Here is a 26,140-nt window from a genome sequence, read left to right as displayed (position 1 = left end):
ATGGAGTTAAGTTTTCATCCCTTTTCACAGATTTGAGAAGTTCGGTTGGTTTTCGCATCAAGTTGTGTTCCCTTCGAACCCTTTTGGTTTGATACATGGCATATCTCTCTGGGAATTGTGATGTCTCCCGTCTATTTTGCGAAGTTTCGATTTGGCAAAGGTAAAACTCATAAGCTGCTCTATGAATTTTAGACTAATCTAAGAAATTCGGAGGTGAACCCATGAACGTTGGCGCTTTCCTCATAACATTCAGGGAGGCCCTTGAAGCGGCCATAATAGTGGCGATAATAATCGCCTACCTGAGAAGAACCAACCGGGCGAAACAGATAAAGGACGTGTGGATAGGAACTGCCCTTTCGGTTGGCGTCAGCGTCCTCCTTGGAATAGGAGTGCTGAAGTTTTACGGCGGTCTTGAGGAGACCGAGCTCTTTGAGGGGGTAGCGTCTTACCTGGCCGTGATAGTCCTCACGAGCATGATATACTGGATGGCGACCAAAGGCAAGGACATTAAGGCGGAGATAGAGAGCAAGGTGAGCAGGTCGATAGCCCCCTTGGCTCTGATAGGCTTTACCTTCATCGTGGTGTTCAGGGAGGGACTCGAAACGGTTCTCTTCCTCACGCCCTTCATGACCCAGAACCTGAGCGGGACGCTCCTCGGCCTCTTCGCCGGGCTGGCGGGGGCGCTCGTGCTGGCCTACCTGATATACGGTGTTGGAATGCGCATAGACCTGAGGAAGTTCTTCTACTTCAGCTCGATACTGCTGGTGTTTGTAGCGGCAGGCCTTGCAGGTTACGGCACGCACGAGCTCATTGAGTGGGCGGAAGAGGAGGGCTATTCCCCGGGCTTTCTCGCTGGCACCGCCTACGACCTCGGGATTCCGAGCGAGAGTGTCTGGCACCACAAGGGGGCCATAGGCTCGGTCTTTGCGGTGCTCTTCGGGTACTCCGTGAGCATGGAGTGGGGCAGAGTGCTGGTGCAATTTGGATACCTCATAACGGCACTTTACCTCGTGCTCAGGGCCTACGGCAAGGGGCCGACACTGAACCGGGAGAAAAAGACCACGAAGAGTGCGGTCAGATTTACCCATTTTTGACCCGCAATGAATAAAAAGGGTGAAATTGATCTCACTCTTGGGTGTGAAAAATGAACGTTAGGGATTTCAGGAAAATAGCGCTCGTTGGCGCGAGCCCAAACCCCTCAAAGTACGGCAACATAATTCTGAAAGACCTCGTCGGTAAAGGGTACGAGGTTCTCCCAGTGAACCCGAAGCATGAGGAGATCGAAGGCCTGAGGTGCTACCGCAGTGTCCGGGAACTTCCTGGCGATGTGGACGTCATAGTCTTTGTCGTCCCACCGGCGGTGGGGCTGGGCATAGCAAGAGAAGCCGTCGAGGCGGGCTTCAAAAGGCTCTGGTTCCAGCCCGGTGCCGAGAGCGACGATATTGCCAGGTTCCTCGATGAGAAAGGCGTTGAGTACAGCTTTGGGAAGTGCATAATAGCTGAGACAACGTGGACGAGCTGGGGGTGATTGGATGGAGTTCTACTACGTTAGGCGCTTTGATGAGGACCTGGACTTCCTCTGGGAACGCTTCAAAAAGAGGCTGGAGGAGGCCGGTTTCCTCCTCATAGGGGAGCGCATTCCCGTCGCCATAACCGAAACGGAGAACGGCATAATAGCGGACTACCACCTGCTGTTCATCTGCCACAGCGAGCTTGTCGAGGATCTGGTCAAGATAGACCCCAACATCGGGGCACTGCTTCCCTGCACGGGCTTCGGCTACCGCACTGAGGACGGGAACTACCTCGGCGTTACGCTGCCGAGCGTCGCCTGGAGGATAGCCGGCGAGGAAGTCGCGGAACTCATGAGGCCGATGGAGGAGCAGGTGAAGGGGATCATTGACTCCACCTGATTTTCACTTTTGTTTATGTCTCCGGTTTTTAGTTTTCATTCTGGTAAGGATAAGCCCCATAAGCTTTCCTTCTTAGCTCCTATCGGTGATGCAAATGACCGAAGTCGTGTTGAAGATACCAAACATGAGCTGCAAGCACTGCGTTATGAGAATAACCAAGGCGATAGAGAGCGTCGGGGCCGAGGGAAAGGCAGACCTCGAGACCAAAACGGCCGTGGTCGAGTTCGACCCCGGAAGGGTCCGCCTGGAGGAGATAGTCAAGGCCATTGAAAGGTACGGCTACGAAGTGGGGGTGGCCTGAATGCCGATTGACCCCGTCTGCGGAATGGAAGTTGACGAGAACACCGGACTCAGGGTCGAGTACGGCGGGACGGTCTACTACTTCTGCTCCCCTGGGTGCAAGGCGGAGTTCGAGGCGAACCCGGAGAAGTACATCGGAGTGGAGGGCATGAGGCACTCCCACCACTCCCACGGGAGTCACGCCCACTCCCGCCACGGGCACGGCATGGGGCACCGCCGGGGCGGCTGCCACCACTGAGGCTTCCAGATACTGACGACTTGTCCGTCATGCTCAGGCGTGCGGTCAGGATCCTGCTTGGAACGGGGAGGTTACTGGAAGCACATATCCTCCCCTTGAATAACCCATTACAAAGGTTCATATACAATGAGCCCCCTAACACTCACGGGAGCCCTCATGAAGTGGTCGAAACATCGCAGACCGGTAGGTGTTCTTATTGTGGCGGTTCTTCTCATCCTCTCTTCGTTGGGGTACCTGTCCCACAGGAGACAGTCTATGTACCCCGGCGATATTCGGGGGTCAGTAACCGTGGGCGGACTCAGGCGGACTTTCATCGTCCACCTTCCCGCGGACTACTCTGGAAATAAGACCCTTCCCCTCATTATCGCCCTGCACGGGGGTGGAGGCAGCGGTTTTGATATGGAGCGACTCACGAAGGGTGGTCTCAACCGACTGGCCGATGAACATGGCTTCATCGTGGTGTACCCCGACGCGGTGGGGAAGCACTGGAACGACGGCAGGAACCTCTCGCGGTATGAATCCCAGAGGAAAAATGTGGACGATGTGGGCTTTATAGTGGCCCTCATTGGCTACCTCACCAAGAATTACCACGCGGATCCCCGGAACGTTTTTGTTGTGGGGATGTCCAACGGTGGGCTGATGACCTACCGGCTGGCGTGTGAGGTTCCGGAGCGCCTGAGGGCCGTTGCTGTCGTTGGGGTTTCCATGTCCACCAACTTGTATGAAAACTGCACCTCAAACGTCCCCCTTCCCATCTTGATTATCCTAGGCACGGAGGACTCCTTAGTGCCATGGGGCGGAGGGGAACTTCATTTTGGTCCCCTAAAGCTTGGGAAAGCTATATCCATCAACGAGACCGTTTCATACTGGGTGAAAAGAAACGGCTGTGCCCTGAACTCCGGGAAAGTCTATTTGCCCGATAAAGACCCTAAGGATGGAACCCGGGTATGGATGGAGCGTCATTCCCATTGCAGAGGTGGTGCCGAGGTTGTCTTCTACGGTATCGATGGGGGCGGTCATACGTGGCCTGGGGGCTACCAATACCTCCCCGAGCGTATTATAGGAAGAACCAGCAGGGATATAAACGCAGACCAGGTTATCTGGAATTTCTTCGCCGAACACATGAGGGGTAAATAAACATTTCGCCGGACACCTGACCTTTGAGGATGGGAAGGTTTATAAACATTTGCACAGATGCTCAAATGTAGAGGTGATGAAAGATGACCGAAGTCTGTAAGGTATATGAAGAGCACCTCGATAAGGTGCTTGAGGCCCAGTCTAAGCTCCCGGAAGATGAGGTTATCCTCGAAATCGCGGACTTTTTTGACGCCCTCGGCAACCCGACGAGGCTCAAGATTCTGCTCGCGCTCATGGAGGCAGGGGAGCTCTGCACCTGCGATTTATCGGCTGTAACGAAGCTCTCTGTCTCGGCCGTCTCCCACCAGCTCCGCATCCTCAAGGACAGAAAAGTTGTAACCTATCGCAAGGACGGTAAAAACGTCTTCTACCGCCTCGACGACGAGCACATCAGGGAGATACTCAGAACCACGGTCGTTCACCTGTCGGAGGTGAGGTGATGCCCCAGAAGCTCAAGCTGGAAGGCCTCGACTGCGCGAGCTGCGCCTATGAAATAGAGGAGGCACTCAAGAAGGAGGGCTTCGAGTTCGCGGTGGTCAACTTCGCCACGAAGGAGGCGGTTGTAGAGGGGGACGTTGAGAAGGCCAAGGAGATAATCAAGAGGGTCGAACCCGACGTCGAGGTCATTGAAGAGGGACACGGCCATAAGCAAGGTGAGGGAGATTACTGGAAGACTGTTTATCCCATCGGTCTCTCGCTGGTTCTCTTCGCCGCGGGCATCGTGATGCGCTACTACTACGGCATAGACGACGCCCTCGTCTTCGGAATCTTCCTGGCGAGCTACGTCATCTCCGGCTGGAGGGTCCTGCGGAGTGCGGTGGTGAACTCTCTCCACGGCAACGTCTTCGACGAGAACTTCCTGATAGCCGTAGCCACCATTGGCGCTTTCCTGATCAGGGAGTACCCCGAGGGCGTGGCGGTCATGCTGTTCTACGTCGTCGGTGAGTTCTTCCAGGACATGGCCGTTGACAGGTCAAGGCGCTCGATAAAGGCCCTGCTTGCACTCAAGGCCGAGTATGCCAACCTCATACGGGAAAACAGGATTGTTCAGATAAGGCCGGAGGAGCTTAAAGCCGGCGGCATAATACTCATCAAGCCGGGTGAAAAGGTTCCCGTTGACGGCGTTGTTATCGAGGGAACCTCGACCGTTGACACCTCGGCCCTGACCGGTGAGAGCGTCCCGCGGACGGTTAAGGAAGGCGAGGAAATCCTCTCCGGCATGCTCAACCTGAGCGGCGTCCTTAAGGTTCAGGTAACGAAGGAGCTTAGCGAATCGACCATTTCAAGAATCCTCGAGCTCGTCGAGAACGCAAGCGCAAGGAAGGCAAAGACAGAGAAGTTCATAACGCGCTTCGCCCACTACTACACCCCAGCAGTCGTTGGACTGGCCGCCCTCATTGCCTTAGTGCCACCCATAGTCACAGGAGGAGCCTTCACCCCATGGATATACAGGGCGCTGGTGATACTCGTCATCTCGTGCCCCTGTGCTCTAGTGCTCTCAATCCCCCTCGGCTACTTCGGGGGCATAGGGCGGTCCGCAAGAGAGGGAATCCTCGTCAAGGGCTCCAACTACCTGGATGCCCTTAAGGACGCTACCATAGTCGCCTTTGACAAAACCGGAACTCTTACCAAAGGCGTCTTCAAGGTGACGAAGGTCGAGACGAGGAACGGCTTCAGCGAGGAAGAAATCATCAAGTTTGCTGCCCTAGCGGAGGCACACTCGAACCACCCGATAGCGAGTGCGATAAAAGAAGCCTACGGGAAGGAAATAAACGAAGCGGAGATAGTCGAGTACGAGGAGATAGCCGGGCACGGCGTCAGGGCAAGGATGGACGGTGTTGAGGTCATGGTTGGAAACGACAGGCTGCTGCACCGCTTCAACATAGAGCACGACACCTGCAGGGTTAAAGGCACGGTGGCCCACGTGGTCATCAACGGAAAGTACGCGGGTTACATTATAATCTCCGACGAGATAAAGGAGGACTCTCCCATTGCGGTGAAAGAGCTCAAGCGCCTCGGCATCAAGAAGGTCGTCATGGTCACCGGTGACAGCAGGGAGGTTGCGGCGGAAATAGCGAAGCAGATCGGCCTCGACGGCTTCTACGCTGAACTGCTCCCGGAGGACAAGGTGAGGGTCATCGAGGAGCTGGAGAAGGAGAAGGGCGACGGGAAGGTCGTCTTCGTTGGAGATGGCATAAACGATGCGCCGGTTTTAGCCAGAGCGGACGTCGGAGTTGCGATGGGTGCCCTCGGAAGCGACGCTGCCATAGAGACGGCCGACGTCGTTATAATGGACGACAAGCCATCCAAGCTGCCGAGGGGCATAAATATCGCCCGCAGGACGCAGGGGATAGTGTGGCAGAACATAATCTTTGCCCTCGGTGTTAAGCTGACCTTCATAGGCCTCGGAATCTTTGGCGAAGCGACGATGTGGGAGGCGGTCTTTGCCGACGTCGGCGTCGCCCTCATAGCGGTCTTCAACGCGATGAGGATACTGAGGTGATTTTTATTCTATTCTGTTTTAAGATTAAGTAAACCATTTTTACCTTGTTATTTTTGATTTAACATTGTTTAGTTATAATCACCTATCTGTCTAAAAAGATTTTTATACTATAATGAATAACAAATGTTGGTGATACTCCATGGCAAACTTTGGACTATGGTGGATCAGATGGAATGGGTCGGACTACGAATCGAGAATGAGTGGAAGCCTAAGGGAGTTTAAAGGACTAGGTTTTGACTATGCTGTGGTACTCGGACAGCCTGCTCACATCCAATATACTGGAGATGCAGAGACTGACGCATATAACCTTTCCGAATATTTGAGTGACCCCATGAACATGCCATATTATGTTACAATACCATTCTTTACACTTGCAAAAACCCCTCGTGGCAACATAACCGGAAGTTTTGAGGGATCCTACTGGGAAAGATGGATTGATGTATTCGCCGGATCCTCGGATCCTAATTTAAGGGGTTTTTATTGAAGCCTTGAGAATGCTTGGATGTTCAAACAGGATCAGATAGAGAAGGGAGTAGGGATTTCTCACGAATTAATCGAAGCAATGTCACAAAAGATACACAGCGCGGGATTTGAATTTATCTGGATTCCAAGTGTACCAACAATGAATATTGAAGGGACAAATATATTTCCATGGTATTACCCCCCAAATTATCCTGAGCCTGTGAATATTTTGACTATGTTTTTGCACAGCCAAATTATTATATGGGCCGGATAAATAACATAAATGGATGGGTGCTTAATCTTGAAGGGTTAAAGCTTAAGTACAACTGCTGGAATGTGTTTATGGAAATGGAAGCTGACGAATGTGTTATAGGTGGTGGGGGGAACTGTAAAACTTGCAGTGACTCAAGTAACTGTACAAAGTTAGCAAGTGATTACATACAAGCCCAGATTAACAGTATCGGAAGGAGATATCCACAAAGAGCGTACTACTTTGGAGTGACCTTTGATGTTGTTAAGCAAGTTGATTCATATTGTATCGGCAATTTGGGGGTTCGATATGTATAACTCCATGTGGAGGGTGGGGCTTGTTCTTTTTCTATTATTACCCCTTTCATTCCTGCCTTCTGCCTTGGCGGCCGAGTCCCTCTGCGGTCCGCATCCTGTTCTCGGCCCCACCGAATACTGCAGTTTCGCTCCCTTTATTAAAGTCGGAAAAGACGATGCTATAATAACCCTCTCTTGGGACGCGCTGGGCCCTGGAATGCAGGGGGTACCCACCCCGAGCATGGTGGGGGAGTACTACTTCTACTTCAAGGACGGGGAGCTCTACTACCTAGGGAACACCAGCGGAGCAGAGGGACTCTTTTATACGTTCTACAGGGGGCTGTGGTACCTCAGCGACGGAAGAGCCATAGACCCGCGGGGGCCCTGCCTTATAGGGGACGTCATAATTCCCGAGGAAATCAGGGATGAGCTGTGCCCCTGTGGCAACGTATCGATTGAATCTTCATCTTATCCCGTAGAATTAAATAGGTCAACGCTCCACGTTTCGAACGGTACGGTTTCCTACACCATCAAGCTTCCTGATAATATGGGCATCATCGTTCCTACCAACACAACCCTGCGTGCCGTCTTCCTGGAAAAAGGGGTCCTCATCTACACTCGGCCCAAAAACCCCTTCGTCCCCCTTGACTGGAAGAACGTTACCGTGCTTTACTACGATGAAAGCTCTCTTCGGAGGTTGAACTTTACAGAAGGTCTGAGAAATGAATTGGCCCCCTGTCGAAAGGTCACCGGCCAGAACACTAAAAATAGTGCGGAACTCCTAGGTCTTGCAGGAGTTGCTCTGATACTAGTACTGGGTTACTGGAAGGTAAAAAGGTGAACGCTTCTCCCTCACTGCCCTAAAAAACCGGTGCCCCTGTCACGGCGATAGCTATCCTTTCGTAAACATCAAGTCTGCCACCGAGAGTGCTGATTACACCCTCAGTGAACATTGTTCCATTTCTGAAGGCGATTTATGCTAGCCTCAGGAAACGGCATTAATTCTGGCAATTTTTGATTGTGAATTCTTCCATTTGGTAAATGACAATCCTATTAACTCTTGCAGTAGAGTAAACATTGACAAAAGAAAAGGTGATTCAAATGAACGGTGAGATGAATGAAATAAAGGAGAAGAAAGGCATGAAGGGAAAAGGCAAGATGGAAGGAATGAAAGGTGGCATGCAGGGAATGAAGGGCAAAGGGAAGATGAAGGGCGGCTGCAAGGGCCACGGTAAGGACATGGATGGAAAGCATGGCAGGGGAATGGAAAAGACGGAGTACGCCTACGTCAGGGCCGTCGAGACCGGCTTCGACGAGACCGTTGAGAGGGTCAAGAAGGAGCTGAAGAAGGAGAGCTTTGGCGTCCTCAGCGAGGTAAGGGTTGACCTCCTCTTCAAGGAGAAGCTCGGCCTTGAGATGGAGCCCTACGTTATTCTAGGTGCCTGCAACCCGGAGCTACTCGAGTGAGCTGATCGGTATAGACATCAACAGCGGCACGTTCTTGCCCTGCAACCTTGTGGTCTACGTTAAGGAAGGAAAGACCTACGTGAGCCTTCTGCTCCCGACGAGAGCCATGAGTATAACCAGGAACGACGAACTCCTTGAAGTCGCCGGAAAGGTCGAGGAAATACTGAAAGACGTCGTTGATGGGGTTTGATCTCTTTTTGGATTTCTGGGTTGGAATCAGGAAACCTGTGGAGGTGTGAGATGTGAAAGAAGGGAAGGTTCACGCTGACCATGAAGCCATGGAGCATGAGATTCATGAAAGAGATGCCCACAAAGACCATGTCCACGAAGAGCACGCTGGACATGGGCATGCTGGAGATAAACATGAAGGCCACGAAGGGCACAGGCACTCCCACGCGAAGCACCACGAGATGATGACGGAGGACTTCAAGAGGAGGTTCATCGTTTCTTCGATACTCACGGTTCCGATACTAGTTCTTTCGCCGTTGATTCAGAGGTTCCTCGGATTTGAACTGACCTTCCCGGGAGACTACTACGTCCTCTTCCTGCTTTCGGCGGTGGTCTACTTCTACGGCGGCTGGCCGTTCCTCAAGGGGATGCAGGACGAGCTTAGAAAGAGAACTCCCGGAATGATGACGCTTATCGCCCTGGCAATAACGGTAGCGTTCTCCTACAGCGTCGCGGTGACCTTCGGGATACCCGGCAAGACCTTCTACTGGGAGCTGGCGACGCTTATAGACATCATGCTCCTCGCCTTCCCGGAGCGGTACCTGCCGACTATGGTACCAATTTTCCTCGTCATTGAGCCATGTCTCGTTGGCTTTATGTTCGTCGGCACGGAGATATTCGCGGAGAAGGAGGATGGGGTGATCGGTGCCCTAGCAGTAACGCCGATGAAGTGGAGGAGCTACATCCTCGCAAAAACGCTGATCTTGGGGGTTGAGTTGGTAATCGGGGCGGCTCTAATAATGGGCATCGGCACGCGCTCCCTCAGCGGCCTCCCCTACGTCCTCTTCGGGGCCTTCCTCGCTTCCATGGTCTACACGCTCCTCGGCATCGGGATTTCGGCGAAGTACCGCGATCTCGACGACTACTTCGTGCCGATACTCGGCGTCATGGTGGTCTCACTCCTGCCCTTCGCCCACTACCACGGCTACCTCACGGGTGGGATCTGGAAAGTCCTTTACGCCGTCCCCAGCTATCGGGCACTCTACTTCTTCAAAACGCCTTTCGTTGGGGTGTCAGCCGAAACCTTACTCCTTTCAGGGGCCGCACTGGTGATCTGGAGCATTGCTGCCTATTACTTCGCCAGAATCAGATTCTACAGGCGTGCCGTGGAGGGGTTGAGATGAGCCTTGTGAAGAGGTTTGGGGCCATTTACAGGACGGACATCAGGCTATTGAGGAGGGACCCTATGCTGGTCTACAGCGTGGCGATGACGCTGGTTCTCCTCTCAATCGTCCGCTACTTCAAAGACAAAATCGGCGTTTACTACCCTCTGCTGGCCCTCCTGATGATGATATTCATACCATGATATTCGGCATAATTCCGGGCTTCATGATGGCCGACGAGAAGGAGGACAGGATAATTCAGGCCCTGAAAGTAATCCCAATCTCAAGTGAGGCTTTTCTGGCCTACAGGCTCACGTGGGCCTCCATAGTCACCGCGTTGATAACCGTGGTTGCCCCCTGGATCCTCGACATAGAAATGCCTCAAAAGGGAATTCTTGCATTGATTGCCCTCTTCCTCCTTGAGGTGTGGATCTACGGGCTGCTCATTACGGTGTTCTCAGAGTCAAGGATGCAGGCCCTAACGGTGTCCAAGGTTCTCGGCTGGCTCCTCATGCTGCCGCCGCTGATAAAGCTCGTCGTCGTTTGGAGGAACCTCTCTACCGACTGGAGCAGGTTCACCGCCTTTCTGCCAACCTACTGGCTTTACAAGGTCTTTGAGGGCATTCCAGCCAACGACTACGCTGATTTCCCGCTCGCCGTCGTGATTCACCTCGCGTGGCTCATCCCATTGGTGGTGCTCTTCAGGAGGAGGGTGCTCTGATATATTGACGAGCATTTATGTTCACTCATTTGCTCTTCCTTATTTTCACTCAGACAGTTAGCAAAACTACCGTTGGAATTACTTAACTCTACGAAAAAAAGCAGAAGTAGTTACGCATAGTAAAAGGAAAAATTTATAAGCATTAATGTTCTAATATGATATGCAGACTTTGGTTAGATGATCAGGATGGTATCAAAAAGGCTCATTGGAGTATTGTTTGTGACATTTTTGTTGAGTGGAACAATGGGAGTATACTTGGCAAACGCCCTCCAGCCGCCCGCCATTCAGATTGCACTGGTTGACGAGAAGGGCAGACCACTCACCGAGATATCAAAGAACGTTGAGGTTCAGGTTCAGATAGATGCACTGGTTCCCACGCGGGAAGTATACAGAACGGTTTTCCTTGGAAGCCTTAAAAAACCCGGTCGGCTGAAGTTCTGGGACTCTGGAAATACGGTCAAGATACCCTTCTCCGACGAAAAGCTTCAGTCTGTCCTCGATGAATGGAAGAGAGCCTACCCCAAAGGCATTGGCTCTTCACTGATGATCTCTGTCTGGGTTCTGGATCACGAAAATGGAAAGCTGTATCGGGGTTTCGCCATGGTTAACTACAACACCGCTGAGGTCTCAAAGGGCATCAAGAAGACTGTGAAAATCAACATACACAAATTGCCCTCATCTCTCCTCAAAGCTAACACGAAAAGCAGTGGTGGGACACCGTTGGGTTCCAACAGGCTGGAAAACTGACTGGAGTCTGTCATGGAGGCCGGATAATTACATTGAAGTCCCAGTTTTGATTGTGGACAATAAATATTCTAGTTCCGGAGTTATTAACGCATGGGTAGATGTTATCAAAGAGTACTACACCAGATTTGGGCTTACAGTAGCTTACGGCTACAAGATTTCAGAGAAGAGTACTCCAAGTTTGGACATATATGGAAACGACTTCTACACAATGGAAGGTAAGTATTACTTCTCACGTAGCATTCTTCTTGCACCTAACGAGAAGGGATACATATACATCTATGCAAAGCCCTATCATCTGCACCAGAAGGAATACTACTGCACGGGAAGTTTAAACAACTGTGTCCCCACGGGTGAAGAGAGGGTTCAGGAGGGCATCAATGACATAGAAACCACCGGAGAGAATGATATTGTGGGGGGAAGCAGGAATGGACTGCCAGACTCAGAGATTATGAGCCGGATTTACAGTGGAACCGACATGAAGTATGCCACTGCTCTTGGAGTCGGGGACTCAAAGCCTTGCCCTACTGATTTCAGATGCTTCCGGTTCATGTTCGGCAGATTTCGGGATTGGGATTCCGATAGGTGCCCTTGCAGTGGCATTAAGCGGCGGGGCCGTTCCTCCATGGGCCGCAGGGTTGAGCGCAGGGATATATTACACTTCTTCAAGTTCTCTTAACATATATGGAGGGATTCAAAATTACGGGGAGTGGAATGGTGTTGGTCAGGATGTTTCAGAATACATCTATTTGGGTACCAGCACGTATACGTATCATGTGGGAACATGCGACACACAGGTTCCGGTTGGAATTTATATAGAAAGCCGCTAATCAGCCTTCTGTTTTTTGCTGTTCTTTTTAATTTCAGAAAGACGAAGATAAAAAGAAGGGGAAACCCCTTCACTTAAGCTTCTTGTGGCAGAACCACCAGTCGTAGCACTCGATCTCGCCCTTGGCCTTCGCTTCCTCGCGCTCCTTGATCTGCTCGACTGTTCCGGCGGGTGGGACTATGCCCCTGTCGCCGATAAGCTCGTTGTTGGGCCACTTGTGCGGGAGGGCAACGCCCTTCTCGTCGCTGGTCTTGAGGGCCTTGACGAGCCTTATGACCTCGTCCCAGTCCCTGCCGACCTCGGCCGGGTAGTAGATGATGGCCCTTATGGTGCCCTTGTCGTCGACAACGAAGACGGCCCTCGCGGTCTGTGTTGAACCGCTCGGTATCATGCCGAGGGCTTCAGCGAGGTCTCCGCGGTCGTCCGCGATTATCGGGAAGCTTATCTCCTCTCTGAGGGTCTCCTTTATCCACTCGGCCCACTTAAGGTGGCTGAAGACCTGGTCAACGCTAAGTCCGATCGGCTCGACGCCGAGCTTCCTGAACTCCTCGGCGCGCTTCTGCATGCCGTAGAACTCGGTCGTACAGACAGGGGTAAAGTCAGCCGGGTGGCTGAAGAGAACGAACCACTTGCCCTCTTTGGCGAAGTGCTCCGGCAACTTTATCTTTCCAAAGGTCGTGTTGACCTCAACTTCTGGGAACTTTTCTCCTATGACGACCATCTTTCATCACCTCTTTTTTCCTGTGTCGTCTTCACTATAAACCATGTTGGTTCGAATATATAAACTTTTCGGTTCGTTTTCTGGAAAAACTTTGACGGATACGCAAGAAACCTTCAAACCCCCGGACATTCTTCCAAAAAGATACATCATTACTCATCAGTATATGTAACCGGACAAAAATCTCTCGTCGATAATGCAGATAGAAAGTTAAACATCTGCCTTAAACTTTCTTTATATCAACCCAAGTTGAATGGTATGCAGAGCCGTGGCCGTAGTTTTGAACAGTCTCGTTGCTTGTGAGAAAGTTCGCGTTCCAGCCTAGCAACTAGGCCAAAAAGCCTTATAGAGAAGGGCAACTCCTGGAAACGTCGTCGCTGACTTTTACCCTCGTCCTAATCCTGCCGTTATCATTGAAGGCCTCCACCCCATCTTCATCTCGGATTCCACGCTCCCTAGCATCCTCCGGGTTGATGTAAAGGTTAGGGTCTATCATGCCGTAGGTGTTGTGGTACTGGCTTGTTATGGTCATCCGATAGGTCGGAGTGAGAAGCCTAAGAGGGTATCCCCCTTGAACCGCCTGTACGTTGGAAAGGGACCCAGCCCACGCCCAACGGCCCTCTGCAAGTAGAACTCAATTTTTCCGCTCGGCGTTTCCAACTTCCTTGGTTTTTCGGGCACTTTAACGAAGCTGTTCTTCTTAAGCTCCTCCCAGCTCAGGCCGTTGAGTTCGAGGGTTTTCCGCATCATTTCCTCGTCACCCTCGTAGAGGTGGGGGTTCCCTATTTCGATGGCCTTCGCAAGCAACCGCGTTACCTCGCTGTTGCTCTTCCCATGGAACTTTGCCACAGGCTCGTTCAGGGCAATGTAGCGGTGGTAGTAGCCCTCCGCTATGTCAAGCCATTCGAAGAACGTACTGGATGGCAGAACGACGTCCGAGTAGAGTGCAGTGTCAGTCAAAAGGATGTCGTGGGTAACGACAAAGGCCTCATCGTAGAGGTTTCCCCGATAAGAACCTTTGCAACTCCAAGGGCGAGGAGAACATCAGTATCCGGCCGTATATGGAAAAACCTGTCGCTCCGCTTTGCCGTTTCAGTTCTCACAACATCAACCGTCCAGATTTCTAAGTTGTACCTCTTGGCGAGCATGAATCCGTGGAGGTTCGTCCAGAAGGCGTTTACCCCCAGTAGACGATCAACCTCTGTTTTTTCAGTTCTTCAGGGTCGAGGCCGACTGCAGTGCCGTAGACATCCCTAAGGCCTCCTGTCCGGCCCTGTCGCAGATTCCGTGGTCGAGCATCACCGTGTTGAGGCGATGGAAGAGCCTCAGTGGGAAGGCGTAGTTCACAACACCCCTGTCGCCGGTGTACTGGTAAACCAGGACGCTCTCGCATCCATATTTTTCAATGGTCTCTCTGAGCTTCCGGGCCGTGAGGCTTATTGCCTCCTCCTAGGCCGCCTTCCTGAACTTTCCGCTCCCCCTCTCGTCGGCCCTGATTAGAGGATTCCTGAGCCTGTCTTTGGAGTGAAACCACCTCGGAAGGAGGGCGCCCGTGGGACATAGAAACCCAGCGGTAACTGGGTGCTTTGGGTTTCCTTTAACAGCGAGCCTCCCATCTCTGAACTCACTCATCATCGAGCAGGTATCATAGCAGTCGCGCATACAGACTGAGAACGGCATTTCCATCACGGGGTTATTTTAATCCTCTCAGCCGCGCTTCTCTCTAAGAGGACTTTCCCAAGTTCCCTCGGGAGAACGGCCATATCACCAGCGTGAAACGGTCCGTACTCCCTCAGCCCGGGGTCGAGAACCTTTGGAAGGTCGACCAGGATTATGTACGCTTCGTGTGGGACCTTCCTCTGCGGTGAGACAGGCTTAGCTATAGCAATCTCCTCACGAATCGGTTGCTCCTCACGGGGTAGAGCTTCTGGAACCTCTCCACGCTCCACAAATGCCCGTAGAACACTGAATATCCTTTTCTCCTCTTCCGTCATCTCACTGGGAAGACCTTCAACTGCGAGGTCAACGAGCTTGTGGAGGCGGATTTTAATTATCTCACGGGCGAGCTTTTCAGCTATCTCTACCTGGGCCAGATAAAGTTTTTCCTCGACGTTCTCTCCCCTTTCATGGGAGCTTTCGGCGCCGAGCTTCAGGGCCTTTATCAAGCTGTCGAACTCCCTGTAAAATTCCTCCCCAACTTCGGTCAGCTCCGGGGACGAAAGTTCACCCTCAAGAAGCTCCCTGAGCTTGACGATGTCCATGACCACCCCTCCGGGGAATAGGGAAGAAGAAAATCAGTCCTCAACGCGCGGCGCGAGGAGGAAGACAAGCTTTCCTTCGTCCCGTATAAGGTACTCCATCTGGAGGGGCATCTCGTTGCCAAAGCGGACCGTTACCTCGTCGGCCTTCCCGATGCCCTTCAGCATGTCAGCCAGATAGCTGATTCCGTAAGCGCTCTTCGTTTCCTCTTCAACATCGAGGTCGAGTAAACCCTCATCCTCAAGGGTAAGCTTTATCTCAACCTCGTTCGTCTCGCCCTCGGCCTTCATAATGAACTCGTTCTCTGTGGCGATGAATTTCATGGCGTCACTGACGAGGGAGGCGTCCTTGACGGCCTCTTTAAGCACCTCTCCTAGGACGACGACTTTAGCAGTAAATGGAAGCTCCGGAAGCTCGAGCTCGAGCTCTTCCACCTCTATGAGCGGCAACTTGAAGGTTCTCTTCGCAGTTCCCTCGAAGGTTATCTCAAGAAAGTTCTCGTCGCCCTTTTTCAGGATGAGCGTGTCCTTGCCCTTTCCGCGCTTGAGGACCTTCTTGAAGTGATCCATGTTAATCCCTATGGTTTCCTCTTCCTCAACCTCATATTTGGAGAATATCCCTTCCGGGAGGTTGAGGTCGATGAGGACGACCCTGCTAGGGTCCATGGCGCGCATGCTTATTCCTTCCTCTGTTACCTTGAAGGCGGCCTCGTCTATGAGGTTGCTGGCTGTTGCAATAAGATCAGCGAAATCCTTAGCCCCGTCAAAAACTATTTCGAATGGCATCTTTATCCCTCCTTGAGTATACTGAGCATCATCCTAACCCTTTCTTTCCCGCGGAATAAATAAGCTTTTCCGTTGTCAGTCTCGGGGATTCTTCTGTATGCTTCATCAAGCTCCTTCAGGGCCTTCCTAGCAAGCCTTCTTATGGTCTCAAGTTTCAGTTCCTCCTCGGACTTCACTCGTAAGACCTCCAGACGTAGCCACACTTTTTGCATTTGTAGAATATTGTACTCGGCTCATCACCTGCCCTCGTCTGCATCTCCCACCAGTAAGCCTCGACAACCTCACCACACTTGGGACAGTAGACCTTCGTCGTTGGCAGGGTCTCCACGTCCTTATCAACGACGATGATGCCCTCATCCGGCTTGTGTTCAACTTTCTGGGTTATCTTGGTCTTCTCTCGGTCCTTCTCCTCGTCAAAAGGCTCTTCATAGCCACAGGAACGGCAGACCCAGACCTTTCTTTTCCGGTCTGGAAGCATGAGGTTACCACACTTTGGGCAGAACTTCATTTTTCCTCACCCCTATAGCCGAGGGTTGGGTATGTGAGAGGGGGATAAAAAGTTTTGCTAATGGAATGCCACTTATCACCTCACATCGAACTCGGCACCCACATTCATACCAACTGCGTTGTGGGTTTCACTGTTGGAGATAATAACGCTTTTGACCACCCTGTAGTGACCCGGCTCGAGGTTCAGACTGGAGAGCTTCACCCTTTGCTCCCACTCCTTTCCAGGGGGAATTATTACCGCCATCTGGATGAACATCATCTTGACCTGCACCTCTGTCCACTTTCCGTTTTCCAAGCGGTAGATTCTGAATCCGTAGCCGGTTGTGGCGTTTAGCTCTCCCGTGTTGATGATTGTTAGCCTCATCGTGTCGTTCCTTGAGTATATTTCTCTGTCCAGTTTCATGAAGACGGAGAGGTTCTCTGCCTGAAAACTGATTTCAGAGGAGCCATTGTGCCCCGCGGAATAGGTGGTGCCTTTTCCCTGGGTACCCACGTAGTAGCCCACGGGTATTAGAAGCAGTAGTAAGAGCACTGGAACTACTTTCCTCACGTTATCACCCTCATATCTTACGGAGGGTTCCTTTTAATATTATCCAACACTTCAAATAGGTTTGAAGCGGAAGAACACGGATTGCTAAGCAGATTGGAACAGCTCATTTAAACCCTTATTCAAGGTCTGGTTCGAAGGTTTTTATTCCAGTCGCAGTTTGGCGGTTATTCTAGCGCTCAATCGTTATGGAGGCTATATTCAAGCTACTGATTTTAAAATCCTTATTAAAGCCCCCTTGGTCAGTGTGAGCGGTGCCAGAGGGGTGCATGGGTTATGAAGGCTAGGCACCGCTGTAAAGCCGTGGGAAAGACAGTTTATAACTTTTTCTTAAAAAATTTCTAACGGAGTTTCCTTAGTATCGTAGAAACCCCAACCGAACTTCCAAAACATGACTCCCCTGTGAAAAACAACAGAGACTGACCTCCTCCCCGCCCTGAAGGATGAGGGCTTCAACGAGTTAACCCCTCGCTAATGACGGGGAGGTTCGAGGGGTCTCATTAAAACCCAAACCAAAACGGGTCTTCGACCCCTCTGGCCCGGTCTTCGGCCAGTTACCCCTCCCTTGAGCGTACAAGCCACCCAAGTTAGGGGTTATCGTTTTTGCTACCTTTTTCAAAATGTTGAACGCCCCAACAAGGTCGGCATTGAACACAAGCCCCGTCGCGGGACACTTAAATAATCCGCGAACGAAGCGAGCTCCCTCATGGGGCTTCCCGCAAACGGGGCAGTTTTGGAAGTGAAAGCCTCATCAACAGCCATAATGCTGATACCATACTCTTCCGCAACTTCCATGAGCCGTTGAATTACCATATTGAACCGCCAGACGTGAGAGAGGAGGAAATTCTGCCTTCTGCCCTTATCAGAGTCCCTGGCAATTCCTTTTGGATAGCCAACAACAATCCTGCTAACACCCAATTGATAAAGCCTCTCAACGGTCTGTCTCACAACAGTGTTAATGTAGTGTTTGGCTTGAAGTTTGGCCTTCTCGTGCATTCTTTTTAGCTGCCTACTCTTCTTTACACCGCTTTTGTTGAGTTTTGACTGATACTCGGCTATTCTCTTCTGCCAGTAAAAGGCAATGCTCTTCAACGGTCTTCCGTTCACGAGGAAGCTTTCACCGTTTTCCACATAGACAGCCATTAAGTTGTTTACACCCAAGTCAATTCCTACCGAACGGTCGCCCAATGGTTTCCTTGGGACTTTCATCCACTCACCGTTGATTAACTTTTCTTCAACGGTAAAGCTGATGTGAACATACCACTTCCGCTTAATGGCATCGTAGGTGATTTCTAATCTCCCCTGTTTACCCTTGAGATGTATTCTACCTTTAAACTGGACTTCGAGACGTTTGAACTTGCCGAGACCCATCAGAACAAGTCTGTTCCCTTCAATCCTATATTGTGTATTCCTCAGGATTATTAGGTGAGCATCCCTGACGTATTCTGGCGGTTTTGGCCTCATCCATTTCGGGAGTTCCCTGTTTCTCTTGTTCCGAAGGAGGGAGAAGAAACTCCGCCAAGCTTCGGCGTTCTTCCTCGCTATTGTCTGAACTGTGGCGGAACCGATTTCCTTCTTGAACTCTTCATAGACTGTCTTCTGTGTTTCCAGAAAGTCCACTGGTTTACCTTCAAAGAATTCCCGCCTTCTCAGGTAGTTTACCCGGTTCCAGGCTTTAGAAGTGATTAGGGCTAACTTGAAGAGGGTTTTCTCTTGGGCTTTTGAGGGTTGGAGTTTGAGGGTTACTGAGCGCTTCATTTCTCCTCGCTTTCGACTTTTTTAATCCAGTCGAGAATTGCCTGCTCGGCGGCTATGCTCAGGCTTCCTTTTCTTCCACCGTAGAGTTTCTCGACGAGTTCTCTGAACTTTTTCTCCACGTCGTCCCTCAGGTAGATGTCGATTCTCCCCACTATCGCCCACCCAATGGTGAGTGTGGGTGGTTAGTGTATTTAGGATTTTCTGTTGCTTTCCTGTTTAAGGGCTGTTGGGTGGTTTACTGTATCCCTGCCGTGAACGGCGAGGCTTTCAAGAGAAAAAGATAATAAACGGAGGGTCACTCCCTAAGCGGGAGGCCATGGTCAAAGGAGTAGTAGACCTTCTGGAACTCGGCACGGAAGCCGTATACATCGCGCTTGACTTTCTTCGGGTCTTCCCTGTCAAGGAGCACGCGCTTCATGAAGTGCGCTATCTCTTTCATGTCGCCCTCCATCATGCCGACGCGGGTCATCTCCTGGACGCCTATGCGCAGGCCGCTCGGAGTGTTGACCTTCTCAAGCGGATCCCATGGCAGGAGGTTCTTGTTGAGAATTATGCCGGCCTCCTCAAGGAGCGGGGCGGCCCATCCTCCAGCGGCCTCGTGCAGGTCGCTGACGTCGACAATGACCTGGTGGCTCTTGGTGTAGCCCTTGTCTTCGCCGACGACTTTGAAACCTTCCTCGGCAAGGGCCTCGGCAAGGGCCTTTGCGTTCTTCACTATTTGGGCCGCATACTTTTGTCCGTACTCGAGCATTTCCGCCGCTGTGATGGTCTTTCCGGCCATGTGATGGAGGTGGTGGTTGCTCAGAACACCTGGGAAGATTGCCCACTGGAGTTTGGCTATCTCCTCGGTCTCTCCAAAGCGCTTATAGATGATGACACCGCCCTGCGGTCCCGGGAAGGTCTTGTGGGTTGAAGCGGTGATTATGTCAGCCCCTTCACGGAGCGGGTCCTGGAACTGCTTGCCAGCGATGAGACCAAGGACGTGCGCTCCATCGAACATGACGTAGGCTCCAACCTCTTTAGCGACCGGTGCAAGTTCCTTGACCGGGTGTGGGAACGGGAAGAGTGAACCGCCGAAGACGACTATCCTGGGCTCGACCTCACGGATAAGCTTCTCGGCTTTGTCGACGTCGATGTTGAACTCCTCGTTGTCAAAGGGCCAGGTGTGGACCTCAAGACCCCTCATTCCAGCGGCACCGAAGGGCATGTGGCTTATATGCCCACCGTGGCTGGTGTGCAGAACGATAGCCTTGTCTCCCGGCTGGGCGAGTCCGAAGAAGACAGCCTGGTTGGCGTTGGTTCCAGAGATCGGCCTCAAATCGGCAAAGTCACTCTTGAAGAGCTTGGTGAAGAGGTCAACACCTATAAGCTCGACCTCATCAACGTACTTGCAACCCTGGTAGTAGCGCTGCTTCGGCCAGCCCTCGGCGTACTTGTGCATGAACCCACTCGCAACGGCACGGGTGACACTTGGAGAGGTCACGTTTTCGCTCGCTATGAGGTTTATCGTATGCTTCCTCCAGTTCTCGTGGTCCTCAATAAACTCCAAGACCTTGTCGCGGTATTCCATGTACTCAGCCATCACAAACACCTCGATGGGGATTTAAACGTCATGAATATAAATCTTACCGAGATAAGAACGTGTTCAGAAATGTGCACTAGGATCGTTGAAGAAGGGCCAGACCTCCGATGAGAAAAAGAGAGGTGGAGGCTCAGCGCCTCCCCAAGCGGTAGGCAAACCACATCAGTATTGGAAGCACGATGAAGGCCAGCATGTCCCCGGTGTCGCCGGCGAAGGCCAGAACGTCCGCGAAGTTCCTAACGCCGGCAAAGTAAACGATGGCTGGAGGAATCACCGTCAGCACCCATGCGTATAATCTCCTCATGCGTACGAACTCCTCGCTGTTGCTCTGTTGCGCGAGGGCTATGCCTATGTAGCTCGTCGTTATTGCCAGCAGGGGTATGAGGTTACCTATGACGTTGCCCAGCTCTCCGTAGAGGAGCTGAAGTCCCTGGGTAGCTATCTGGGGTGTGTCCCTTCCAAAGGCCAGCAGGAACGCCGCCATAAACACCGCGTATATTGCCGTTGGAATCAGGAATGCGAGCACCACAACCTTCTTCGTCTCATCGTAGCTCCCAAGTCCCTTGTAGACGTCGGGGATGACGGTGTGGCAGCCGAGGGCGAAGATAGCCACTCCAGTTATGCTGAGCAGTCCGCCCCAGTCAACGTATAGCCCGTTGTTGAGCTTCGCGTGGGGGGCCAGCATCACGGTGACGCCGATGAAGAGGACGAGCATGATGTAGCTCATTATCAGTTCGGTCTTCCCGCTGGCTTCGAGGCCGTGGTAGACAACGAGTGAAGCCAGAACCCAGAAGATGAGCGCCCCGAGGGTTTCGTTTATTCCAAAGAGGCTCTGGAACACGCTTCCCATGCCTGCTATGTAGGCCAGGAGCGCGCCGAAGCTCATTATAAAGATGCTGATGTACATCAGCCAACCCCCAGCCTTTCCAAGGGTCCTGCTCGCGGCGGTGCTCATCTGGGCGCCGTTCATGCCGGCGCTGAGCTTTAGTACTATGAAAGCGGTTCCGAGCATGAGGAGCATGATCCCCATGAGGACGCCAAACGCTGGAATAAGGCCAACCTTACTTGCCGCATAGGGTAATCCGAGGACTCCCGCCCCAATTTGCGTCCCCACGAGTATCGCGAGGGCTTCGTTCTTTGTTATGTGTCTCTTCTCAACCCTTATCGTGCTCGTCCTGAGCGCGACTATCCCCTTCCTCTTTCTCACGAGCTGAAGGAGCGTGGCTCGCCGTCTAAGCTTCTTCCGTCTCGCCAGCGCCATTCTCTCCGCGTAGTAACGGCCGTGTGAAGTGGTGACTTTGCTCTTTGGGGTGCCGTCCGTAACCGGCATCGTCTCACCTCCAGTTAAATGTATGCATGCATACAATTTAAACCCTTGCACGGTCTTTAGATTTTTCGATTAGAATATCCTCTGAATTCTCCACTCATATCCAAAATCACGGGCAGGATTTTTAAGGTCTTCCGAAGTGGTAGTAACATGTTGGAAGAAGCCGCTAAGCTGCTAGTGAAGTCTAAGTTCGCGATAGCCTTCACAGGTGCAGGGGTAAGTGCCGAGAGCGGCGTTCCGACCTTCAGAGGCTCCAAGGGGCTGTGGAAAAAGCACCGGCCGGAGGAGCTTGCCACTCCGAGGGCCCTCAAAAAGGATCCCCATCTCGTCTGGAGCTTTTACCTGCCTTTAAATAGGAAGCGAAAAACATTTAAGTCTTGATACATATCATACACTAAGGGGTTCACAATGAAACCAGAATCACCAAGAATCAAGAGAACAAGACACGCAAAACACTTCATAACCTACCACATCGTCTGGATACCAAAATACCGGAGGGACATTCTCACCGGAAAAGTCGCAGAGAGACTCAAGGAAATGCTCAAAGAATACTCGGAAGAAATTGGGTGCGAAGTCATCGCCCTCGAAGTAATGCCAGACCACGTTCACGTCTTCCTCCAAGCCAAACCCAACCTCTCGCCAGCCCAAATAGTGAACCACTTAAAGGGTAAAACTGCCAGGAAACTCCTCCAAGAATTTCCAGAACTGAGGAGCAAAACGACTCACGGGAGACTCTGGTCTCGCTCCTATTTTGTCGCCTCAGTCGGCTACATAACGGACGAGATTGTTAAGCACTACGTTGAAACCCAATGGGAGCGTGAGTTAAAACGAAAAGGACAGTAACGGTAAAACTCCAGCCCTCAAAAGAACAGGAGAAAATCCTTTTCAAGTTAGCCGATGTTGGGGCTAAAGTCTGGAACCGAGTAAACTACCTCCGCAGGCAAGAATTCTTTGAGGGTAAACCGGTAGACTTCAACAAGACAGGAAAATCGTCTACAAGGAGTTTAAGAAGGAAATTGGCTCGGCGACAGTCCAGCAGATTTGCAGGAAGAATACTGAAGCATGGCGAAATTTCTTCTCCCTTGCAAGGAAAAAGAAGTCCGGAGAACTCCCCAAATGGCTCAAACCAAAACCTCCAAACTATTTGAAGGAAGGTGGGAGAAGAAAACCCTTAATCATCCTCAGGAACGACCAATACAAAATTGAAGGCAACAAGTTAATCCTTAAAGGACTCGGAAAATTCGGTAAGTTAGAAATTCAGTTCAAGGGTAGGATACACTTGAAGGGCAAACAAGGGAGGCTTGAAATCATCTACGACGACGTGAAAAGAAAATGGTCTGCAAAAATCAGCCTGACGGTCAGTCAGAAATTGACCAAAGAAGGCTGGTTTGAAGTTCCAAGAGAGCCCTTAGGAAACCTCTCAGCGGGCATTGACTTGGGAGTGAACAATCTAATGGCGGTCTACGTTGAGAACGGGGAGAGTTTTCTCGTTAGTGGCAGGCCAATCAAGGCAATAGACTTCTACTTCCAGAGGAAAATAGCCGTTTATCAGTCTAAACTCAACAAGTCGGGAGCGAAAACGAGTAGAAAATTCAAAAGAATGCATGAGAAGGCTAAACTTCAAGCCAGACACTACATTAACACGGCGGTAAGGCAAACTGTTGAAAAGCTCTACAATCTCGGAGTTTCAAGGATTGTGGTCGGTTATCCTAAGGGGATTGCTAAAAAGCCGAATAAGGGCAAGAAGCGGAATTTCATCCTCTCCCGCACTTGGCGTTTCAACACGGTGATTCAACGGCTCAAGGAAGTCTCAGAGGAGTATGATATTCTGGTTGAGCTGGTTAATGAGGCTTACACTTCGAAGACTTGTCCCGTCTGCGGGAATCCTCACGAAGGGGCTCGCTTCGTTCGCGGATTATTTAAGTGTCCCGCGACGGGGCTTGTGTTTAACGCGGACCTTGTTGGAGCGTTTAATATCTTAAAGAAGGCGGTAGAAACGATAACCCCAAACCTGCCGGGTTTAACGGCGGGTAGGGGTAATTGGCTCAAGGCCGAGCCAGAGGGGTTCTCCGAACCCTCTTCAAAAGGGGTGATGAGGGTTACCCCCTCAAACCTCCCTGCCAATGGTGAGGGGTTAATTCGTTGGAACCCTCGCCCTTCACGGCGGGAAGGAGGTCAGAAGTGGAGGATGAACCTGGTAATGAAAGCAAAGCCGAACCCGGCTCACTATGCCCTTGCAGAACTCGAGAGGATGGGGATTCTGACGGCAGTGATAACGCAGAACGTCGACGACCTGCACCGCGAGGCAGGGAGCAGGAACGTGATGGATCTTCACGGAAACATCTTCCGCGTTAGGTGCACTTCCTGCTCCTACACGGAGAATCTTAAGGAGAGTGATCGTCTGGAGGAGTCCCTAAATGAGAGAGGTCTCCCAGAGTGTCCGCGCTGTGGTTCCCTTCTAAGGCCAGACGTTGTATGGTTCGGCGAGCCACTTCCGAAAAAGGCGCTGGAGGAAGCTTTTAAGCTGGCCAGGAGTGCGGACCTCGTTCTCGTCATTGGAACGAGCGGCATCGTTTATCCAGCAGCATACATCCCCCAGATCGTTAAGGAGCACGGCGGCAGGGTAATCGAGGTGAACACCAAACGGAGTGGGATAACACCGATAGCCGACGTCTTCATCCGTGGACGGGCGGGCGAGGTCATGGATATGCTGATGGAAAAGGTGAAGGTGATGCTTAATGAATGAGGCGGTTTTTCTGATAGGATTTTCTGGGGAAGAGGTTGAGGCCGTTAGAAATGCCCTTGACAGTGTCGAGGTTCACGAGGTTCCGAAGGAGTGTTTGGGCTGGAAGCTAAAGGAGGTCGTTGAGAGGAAGCCAGAGGGAAGGGGGGACTGGCACGAGAGGAAGTTCCTCATCATCCACGGCCCCAACGACTTCATAAAGCGCATCATCTCCGCCATAAGACCACTCAAACTCGGAAGGATAATCTTCGTCTCCACGACACCGATATCCCTCAAGAGAACCCTCGATGATCTCATAGGGGAGTGGCTGGAGGAGGACGAATACTTCAGGGCTTACAGGAAGATGAAGGCACAGGATCCCAAGGGACCCTACCTCGATATTGAGAAGGGTTAAATATCACTTCAACGAGATAGGCTGGGGAGCGTGATGATAAAGGTCGTGTTCTTTGACCTAGATGATACGATTGTCGATACGACGAGGCTAGCCGAGATGGCGCGCCGGAACGCGATAGAGAACATGGTGCGTCACGGCCTCCCGGTTGACTTCGACACCGCCTACGGGGAGCTTCTTGAGCTGATAAAAGAGTATGGAAGCAACTTCAACCGACATTTTGACTACCTCTTAAGAAGACTAGAGATTCCCTACGACCCCAAACTAGTTGCCGCCGGAGTCATTTCATATCACAACACCAAGTTCGCATACCTGAGAACCGTCCGTGGTGTCAGACGACTTCTGCTGGAGCTCCAGAAGGACGGCTATCGCCTCGGGATAATCACCGACGGCGACCCGATAAAGCAGTGGGAGAAAATACTCCGCCTCGAACTCGATCCATACTTCGATGAAGTACTCATATCCGACTCCCTTGGCGTGAAGAAGCCCCACCCTCGGATATTCAAGAGGGCTTTGAGAGACATAGGGGTCAAGCCTGAAGAGGCGCTCATGGTTGGGGACAGGCTTTACTCCGACATATATGGGGCTAAAAACGTGGGTATGACCACCATCTGGTTCCGCTATGGAAAATACGCCGACAGGGAGCTTGAGTATCTCGACTACGCCGATTTCACGATGAACTCACTCGAAGAACTACCGGGGATACTGAGGGGGTTGAACCTTGAGGAGAGCGAAGCCGGTCCAGATAAGGAAATTCATGCTGATTGACTCAGTCTATAAGTCTAAAATCCTTCGCGGGGACAAGGTAACCACGATACGCTACGGTAACTACGAGGCGAAGCCGGGGAGTGAGGTTTACCTAGTGGTCAGGCCGAGCGACACTACACTAGCAAAGGTCAGGATAACTAAAGTTGAGAAAAAGAAAGTAAAGGAATTAACCAATGAGGATGCAGAGTTAGATGGCTTTTCGGACGTTAAGGAGCTCCTCCATGAGCTGAACAAGATTTACGGCGACCTCTACGGTGACGATGAGGTTACGGTCATCGGCTTTGAGGTCGTCAAGCGCTTCAACGACGGGATTCCGCTCAGGTGGCTGAAGGGACTCAACTACCGCGAGCCTGCCCAAATAGCGCGCCTCTACCTTGAGAACCAGGAAAAGCTGAGTCTCAACCGCGAGACGGACTTCATAATGCGCCGTATCTACAACGAGGGCCTTGGAAGGGCCGTGAGAACCTTTGGCCCGAAGAGAGTTCAGAACACGTTACTTAAAGCATATCACGCGCTCTACGGGGCTGGCATCATTTAATTTGGAATCAGAGGAAATTTTAAAAGGGT

General features: G+C 51.6%; 29 protein-coding genes and 6 pseudogenes. 24 read left to right on the top strand and 11 right to left on the bottom strand.

The window, feature by feature from the left end; translation table 11 throughout:
• Positions 1-221: 221 nt before the first annotated feature.
• The 17 genes and pseudogenes from MV421_RS07080 (at position 222) to MV421_RS07000 (ending at position 12,038) form a co-directional block, all read left to right on the top strand.
• On the top strand, positions 222-1,094 hold the full coding sequence (locus tag MV421_RS07080; protein WP_297518051.1) for an FTR1 family protein: 873 nt from the start codon (positions 222-224) through the stop codon (positions 1,092-1,094).
• A gap of 50 nt (positions 1,095-1,144) precedes the next feature.
• Positions 1,145-1,528, top strand: coding sequence for a CoA-binding protein (locus MV421_RS07075; protein WP_297092380.1), 384 nt, complete (start codon positions 1,145-1,147; stop codon positions 1,526-1,528).
• Positions 1,529-1,532: 4 nt separating this feature from the next.
• On the top strand, positions 1,533-1,910 hold the full coding sequence (locus MV421_RS07070) for a DUF302 domain-containing protein (RefSeq protein ID WP_297419527.1): 378 nt from the start codon (positions 1,533-1,535) through the stop codon (positions 1,908-1,910).
• A gap of 88 nt (positions 1,911-1,998) precedes the next feature.
• On the top strand, positions 1,999-2,211 hold the full coding sequence (locus tag MV421_RS07065; protein ID WP_366938844.1) for a heavy-metal-associated domain-containing protein: 213 nt from the start codon (positions 1,999-2,001) through the stop codon (positions 2,209-2,211).
• Positions 2,212-2,448, top strand: a complete 237-nt coding sequence (locus MV421_RS07060) for a YHS domain-containing protein (protein ID WP_297419530.1) — start codon at positions 2,212-2,214, stop codon at positions 2,446-2,448. It begins immediately after the preceding gene.
• A gap of 156 nt (positions 2,449-2,604) precedes the next feature.
• Positions 2,605-3,585 carry a PHB depolymerase family esterase gene (locus MV421_RS07055; RefSeq protein WP_297504000.1) on the top strand — a complete coding sequence of 327 codons (981 nt, stop codon included), beginning with the start codon at positions 2,605-2,607 and terminating at the stop codon, positions 3,583-3,585.
• Between the two features lie 83 nt (positions 3,586-3,668).
• The gene (locus MV421_RS07050) at positions 3,669-4,025 is read left to right on the top strand and encodes a helix-turn-helix transcriptional regulator (RefSeq protein WP_297421558.1); all 357 of its coding nucleotides are present in this window, start codon (positions 3,669-3,671) and stop codon (positions 4,023-4,025) included.
• Entirely contained in the window at positions 4,025-6,088 is a 2,064-nt protein-coding gene (locus MV421_RS07045; protein ID WP_297421561.1) for a heavy metal translocating P-type ATPase, read from the top strand. The genes MV421_RS07050 and MV421_RS07045 overlap by 1 nt, the downstream gene beginning before the upstream one ends.
• 139 nt (positions 6,089-6,227) lie before the next feature.
• Positions 6,228-6,572, top strand: a complete 345-nt coding sequence (locus MV421_RS07040) for a hypothetical protein (protein WP_297418452.1) — start codon at positions 6,228-6,230, stop codon at positions 6,570-6,572.
• A gap of 18 nt (positions 6,573-6,590) precedes the next feature.
• A complete protein-coding gene (locus MV421_RS07035; protein ID WP_297418447.1) occupies positions 6,591-6,824 on the top strand; it encodes a hypothetical protein in 234 nt (77 codons plus the stop codon).
• A 234-nt stretch (positions 6,825-7,058) separates the two neighbouring features.
• Positions 7,059-7,937: a hypothetical protein gene (locus tag MV421_RS07030; RefSeq protein WP_297518048.1), complete on the top strand. Its 879-nt coding sequence runs from the start codon at positions 7,059-7,061 to the stop codon at positions 7,935-7,937.
• Between the two features lie 260 nt (positions 7,938-8,197).
• Positions 8,198-8,563, top strand: a complete 366-nt coding sequence (locus MV421_RS07025; protein WP_297418441.1) for a DUF302 domain-containing protein — start codon at positions 8,198-8,200, stop codon at positions 8,561-8,563.
• A complete protein-coding gene (locus tag MV421_RS07020) occupies positions 8,535-8,753 on the top strand; it encodes a DUF302 domain-containing protein (RefSeq protein WP_297418438.1) in 219 nt (72 codons plus the stop codon). Before MV421_RS07025 ends, MV421_RS07020 begins: the two co-directional genes overlap by 29 nt.
• 439 nt (positions 8,754-9,192) lie before the next feature.
• Positions 9,193-9,915, top strand: a complete 723-nt coding sequence (locus MV421_RS07015) for an ABC transporter permease (RefSeq protein WP_367184484.1) — start codon at positions 9,193-9,195, stop codon at positions 9,913-9,915.
• Positions 9,912-10,615 (top strand): annotated as a pseudogene (locus MV421_RS07010) (ABC transporter permease). Before MV421_RS07015 ends, MV421_RS07010 begins: the two are co-directional and overlap by 4 nt.
• A 177-nt stretch (positions 10,616-10,792) precedes the next feature.
• Complete coding sequence (locus tag MV421_RS07005; protein WP_297418432.1) at positions 10,793-11,362, top strand: hypothetical protein; 570 nt, start codon at positions 10,793-10,795, stop codon at positions 11,360-11,362.
• Positions 11,325-12,038, top strand: coding sequence for a hypothetical protein (locus MV421_RS07000; RefSeq protein WP_297418430.1), 714 nt, complete (start codon positions 11,325-11,327; stop codon positions 12,036-12,038). The genes MV421_RS07005 and MV421_RS07000 overlap by 38 nt, the downstream gene beginning before the upstream one ends.
• Before the next feature lie 220 nt (positions 12,039-12,258).
• On the opposite strand, the gene MV421_RS06995 is transcribed toward MV421_RS07000, so the two are convergent.
• The 11 genes and pseudogenes from MV421_RS06995 to MV421_RS06945 all read right to left on the bottom strand — a co-directional run bounded on the left by MV421_RS06995 (position 12,259) and on the right by MV421_RS06945 (position 21,674).
• A complete protein-coding gene (locus tag MV421_RS06995; protein ID WP_297418428.1) occupies positions 12,259-12,909 on the bottom strand; it encodes a peroxiredoxin in 651 nt (216 codons plus the stop codon).
• 220 nt (positions 12,910-13,129) lie between these two features.
• Positions 13,130-14,586, bottom strand: a pseudogene (locus MV421_RS06990) (molybdopterin dinucleotide binding domain-containing protein).
• A gap of 5 nt (positions 14,587-14,591) precedes the next feature.
• Positions 14,592-15,167 (bottom strand): hypothetical protein, encoded by a 576-nt coding sequence (locus tag MV421_RS06985; RefSeq protein ID WP_297420696.1) that lies wholly within the window; start codon positions 15,165-15,167, stop codon positions 14,592-14,594.
• Between the two features lie 33 nt (positions 15,168-15,200).
• Entirely contained in the window at positions 15,201-15,950 is a 750-nt protein-coding gene (locus MV421_RS06980; protein WP_297420694.1) for a DNA polymerase sliding clamp, read from the bottom strand.
• A 2-nt stretch (positions 15,951-15,952) separates the two neighbouring features.
• A complete protein-coding gene (locus MV421_RS06975; protein WP_297420691.1) occupies positions 15,953-16,126 on the bottom strand; it encodes a hypothetical protein in 174 nt (57 codons plus the stop codon).
• Positions 16,123-16,458, bottom strand: coding sequence for a transcription factor S (locus MV421_RS06970; RefSeq protein WP_297420688.1), 336 nt, complete (start codon positions 16,456-16,458; stop codon positions 16,123-16,125). The genes MV421_RS06975 and MV421_RS06970 overlap by 4 nt, the downstream gene beginning before the upstream one ends.
• Positions 16,459-16,533: 75 nt before the next feature.
• The gene (locus MV421_RS06965; RefSeq protein ID WP_297420686.1) at positions 16,534-17,007 is read right to left on the bottom strand and encodes an immunoglobulin-like domain-containing protein; all 474 of its coding nucleotides are present in this window, start codon (positions 17,005-17,007) and stop codon (positions 16,534-16,536) included.
• Positions 17,008-17,464: 457 nt separating this feature from the next.
• Positions 17,465-18,762: pseudogene (locus MV421_RS06960) on the bottom strand (RNA-guided endonuclease InsQ/TnpB family protein).
• On the bottom strand, positions 18,759-18,914 hold the full coding sequence (locus tag MV421_RS06955) for a hypothetical protein (RefSeq protein WP_297467336.1): 156 nt from the start codon (positions 18,912-18,914) through the stop codon (positions 18,759-18,761). The pseudogene MV421_RS06960 and the gene MV421_RS06955 overlap by 4 nt, the downstream one beginning before the upstream one ends.
• Before the next feature lie 143 nt (positions 18,915-19,057).
• On the bottom strand, positions 19,058-20,344 hold the full coding sequence (gene glyA / locus MV421_RS06950) for a serine hydroxymethyltransferase (protein ID WP_297518043.1): 1,287 nt from the start codon (positions 20,342-20,344) through the stop codon (positions 19,058-19,060).
• A gap of 130 nt (positions 20,345-20,474) precedes the next feature.
• A complete protein-coding gene (locus tag MV421_RS06945) occupies positions 20,475-21,674 on the bottom strand; it encodes an aromatic amino acid transport family protein (protein WP_297518040.1) in 1,200 nt (399 codons plus the stop codon).
• Positions 21,675-21,821: 147 nt separating this feature from the next.
• Between MV421_RS06945 and MV421_RS06940 the strand changes: the two are divergent.
• From MV421_RS06940 to MV421_RS06910, 7 genes and pseudogenes are all read left to right on the top strand, one after another.
• A pseudogene (locus MV421_RS06940) lies at positions 21,822-22,013 on the top strand (Sir2 family NAD-dependent protein deacetylase); the annotation flags it as partial.
• A 66-nt stretch (positions 22,014-22,079) separates the two neighbouring features.
• Positions 22,080-22,514 (top strand): IS200/IS605 family transposase, encoded by a 435-nt coding sequence (tnpA, locus tag MV421_RS06935; protein WP_297503384.1) that lies wholly within the window; start codon positions 22,080-22,082, stop codon positions 22,512-22,514.
• Between the two features lie 35 nt (positions 22,515-22,549).
• Positions 22,550-23,736 (top strand): annotated as a pseudogene (locus MV421_RS06930) (RNA-guided endonuclease InsQ/TnpB family protein); the annotation flags it as partial.
• A gap of 114 nt (positions 23,737-23,850) precedes the next feature.
• Positions 23,851-24,417: pseudogene (locus MV421_RS06925) on the top strand (NAD-dependent protein deacylase); the annotation flags it as partial.
• Positions 24,410-24,808: a DUF3783 domain-containing protein gene (locus tag MV421_RS06920; protein WP_297419305.1), complete on the top strand. Its 399-nt coding sequence runs from the start codon at positions 24,410-24,412 to the stop codon at positions 24,806-24,808. The pseudogene MV421_RS06925 and the gene MV421_RS06920, both read left to right, overlap by 8 nt.
• Positions 24,809-24,841: 33 nt before the next feature.
• Positions 24,842-25,573, top strand: coding sequence for a TIGR02253 family HAD-type hydrolase (locus tag MV421_RS06915; protein WP_297419301.1), 732 nt, complete (start codon positions 24,842-24,844; stop codon positions 25,571-25,573).
• Positions 25,563-26,111 carry an ASCH domain-containing protein gene (locus tag MV421_RS06910; protein WP_297419351.1) on the top strand — a complete coding sequence of 183 codons (549 nt, stop codon included), beginning with the start codon at positions 25,563-25,565 and terminating at the stop codon, positions 26,109-26,111. The genes MV421_RS06915 and MV421_RS06910 overlap by 11 nt, the downstream gene beginning before the upstream one ends.
• Positions 26,112-26,140: the final 29 nt, after the last annotated feature.

Origin of the sequence: Thermococcus sp. (assembly GCF_027023865.1) — an archaeon.
In the GTDB taxonomy this organism is placed as follows: Archaea; Methanobacteriota_B; Thermococci; order Thermococcales; family Thermococcaceae; genus Thermococcus.
This window is presented reverse-complemented; position numbering and strand designations above follow the sequence as displayed.

Coding starts and splice junctions, on each gene's coding strand:
- MV421_RS07080 (WP_297518051.1), top strand. CDS start 222: ATGAACGTTGGCGCTTTCCTCATAACATTCAGGGAGGCCCTTGAAGCG.
- MV421_RS07075 (WP_297092380.1), top strand. CDS start 1,145: ATGAACGTTAGGGATTTCAGGAAAATAGCGCTCGTTGGCGCGAGCCCA.
- MV421_RS07070 (WP_297419527.1), top strand. CDS start 1,533: ATGGAGTTCTACTACGTTAGGCGCTTTGATGAGGACCTGGACTTCCTC.
- MV421_RS07065 (WP_366938844.1), top strand. CDS start 1,999: ATGCAAATGACCGAAGTCGTGTTGAAGATACCAAACATGAGCTGCAAG.
- MV421_RS07060 (WP_297419530.1), top strand. CDS start 2,212: ATGCCGATTGACCCCGTCTGCGGAATGGAAGTTGACGAGAACACCGGA.
- MV421_RS07055 (WP_297504000.1), top strand. CDS start 2,605: ATGAAGTGGTCGAAACATCGCAGACCGGTAGGTGTTCTTATTGTGGCG.
- MV421_RS07050 (WP_297421558.1), top strand. CDS start 3,669: ATGACCGAAGTCTGTAAGGTATATGAAGAGCACCTCGATAAGGTGCTT.
- MV421_RS07045 (WP_297421561.1), top strand. CDS start 4,025: ATGCCCCAGAAGCTCAAGCTGGAAGGCCTCGACTGCGCGAGCTGCGCC.
- MV421_RS07040 (WP_297418452.1), top strand. CDS start 6,228: ATGGCAAACTTTGGACTATGGTGGATCAGATGGAATGGGTCGGACTAC.
- MV421_RS07035 (WP_297418447.1), top strand. CDS start 6,591: ATGTTCAAACAGGATCAGATAGAGAAGGGAGTAGGGATTTCTCACGAA.
- MV421_RS07030 (WP_297518048.1), top strand. CDS start 7,059: ATGTTGTTAAGCAAGTTGATTCATATTGTATCGGCAATTTGGGGGTTC.
- MV421_RS07025 (WP_297418441.1), top strand. CDS start 8,198: ATGAACGGTGAGATGAATGAAATAAAGGAGAAGAAAGGCATGAAGGGA.
- MV421_RS07015 (WP_367184484.1), top strand. CDS start 9,193: ATGATGACGCTTATCGCCCTGGCAATAACGGTAGCGTTCTCCTACAGC.
- MV421_RS07005 (WP_297418432.1), top strand. CDS start 10,793: ATGATCAGGATGGTATCAAAAAGGCTCATTGGAGTATTGTTTGTGACA.
- MV421_RS06995 (WP_297418428.1), bottom strand. CDS start 12,909: ATGGTCGTCATAGGAGAAAAGTTCCCAGAAGTTGAGGTCAACACGACC.
- MV421_RS06985 (WP_297420696.1), bottom strand. CDS start 15,167: ATGGACATCGTCAAGCTCAGGGAGCTTCTTGAGGGTGAACTTTCGTCC.
- MV421_RS06980 (WP_297420694.1), bottom strand. CDS start 15,950: ATGCCATTCGAAATAGTTTTTGACGGGGCTAAGGATTTCGCTGATCTT.
- MV421_RS06970 (WP_297420688.1), bottom strand. CDS start 16,458: ATGAAGTTCTGCCCAAAGTGTGGTAACCTCATGCTTCCAGACCGGAAA.
- glyA (WP_297518043.1), bottom strand. CDS start 20,344: ATGGCTGAGTACATGGAATACCGCGACAAGGTCTTGGAGTTTATTGAG.
- MV421_RS06945 (WP_297518040.1), bottom strand. CDS start 21,674: ATGCCGGTTACGGACGGCACCCCAAAGAGCAAAGTCACCACTTCACAC.
- tnpA (WP_297503384.1), top strand. CDS start 22,080: ATGAAACCAGAATCACCAAGAATCAAGAGAACAAGACACGCAAAACAC.
- MV421_RS06920 (WP_297419305.1), top strand. CDS start 24,410: ATGAATGAGGCGGTTTTTCTGATAGGATTTTCTGGGGAAGAGGTTGAG.
- MV421_RS06915 (WP_297419301.1), top strand. CDS start 24,842: ATGATAAAGGTCGTGTTCTTTGACCTAGATGATACGATTGTCGATACG.
- MV421_RS06910 (WP_297419351.1), top strand. CDS start 25,563: ATGCTGATTGACTCAGTCTATAAGTCTAAAATCCTTCGCGGGGACAAG.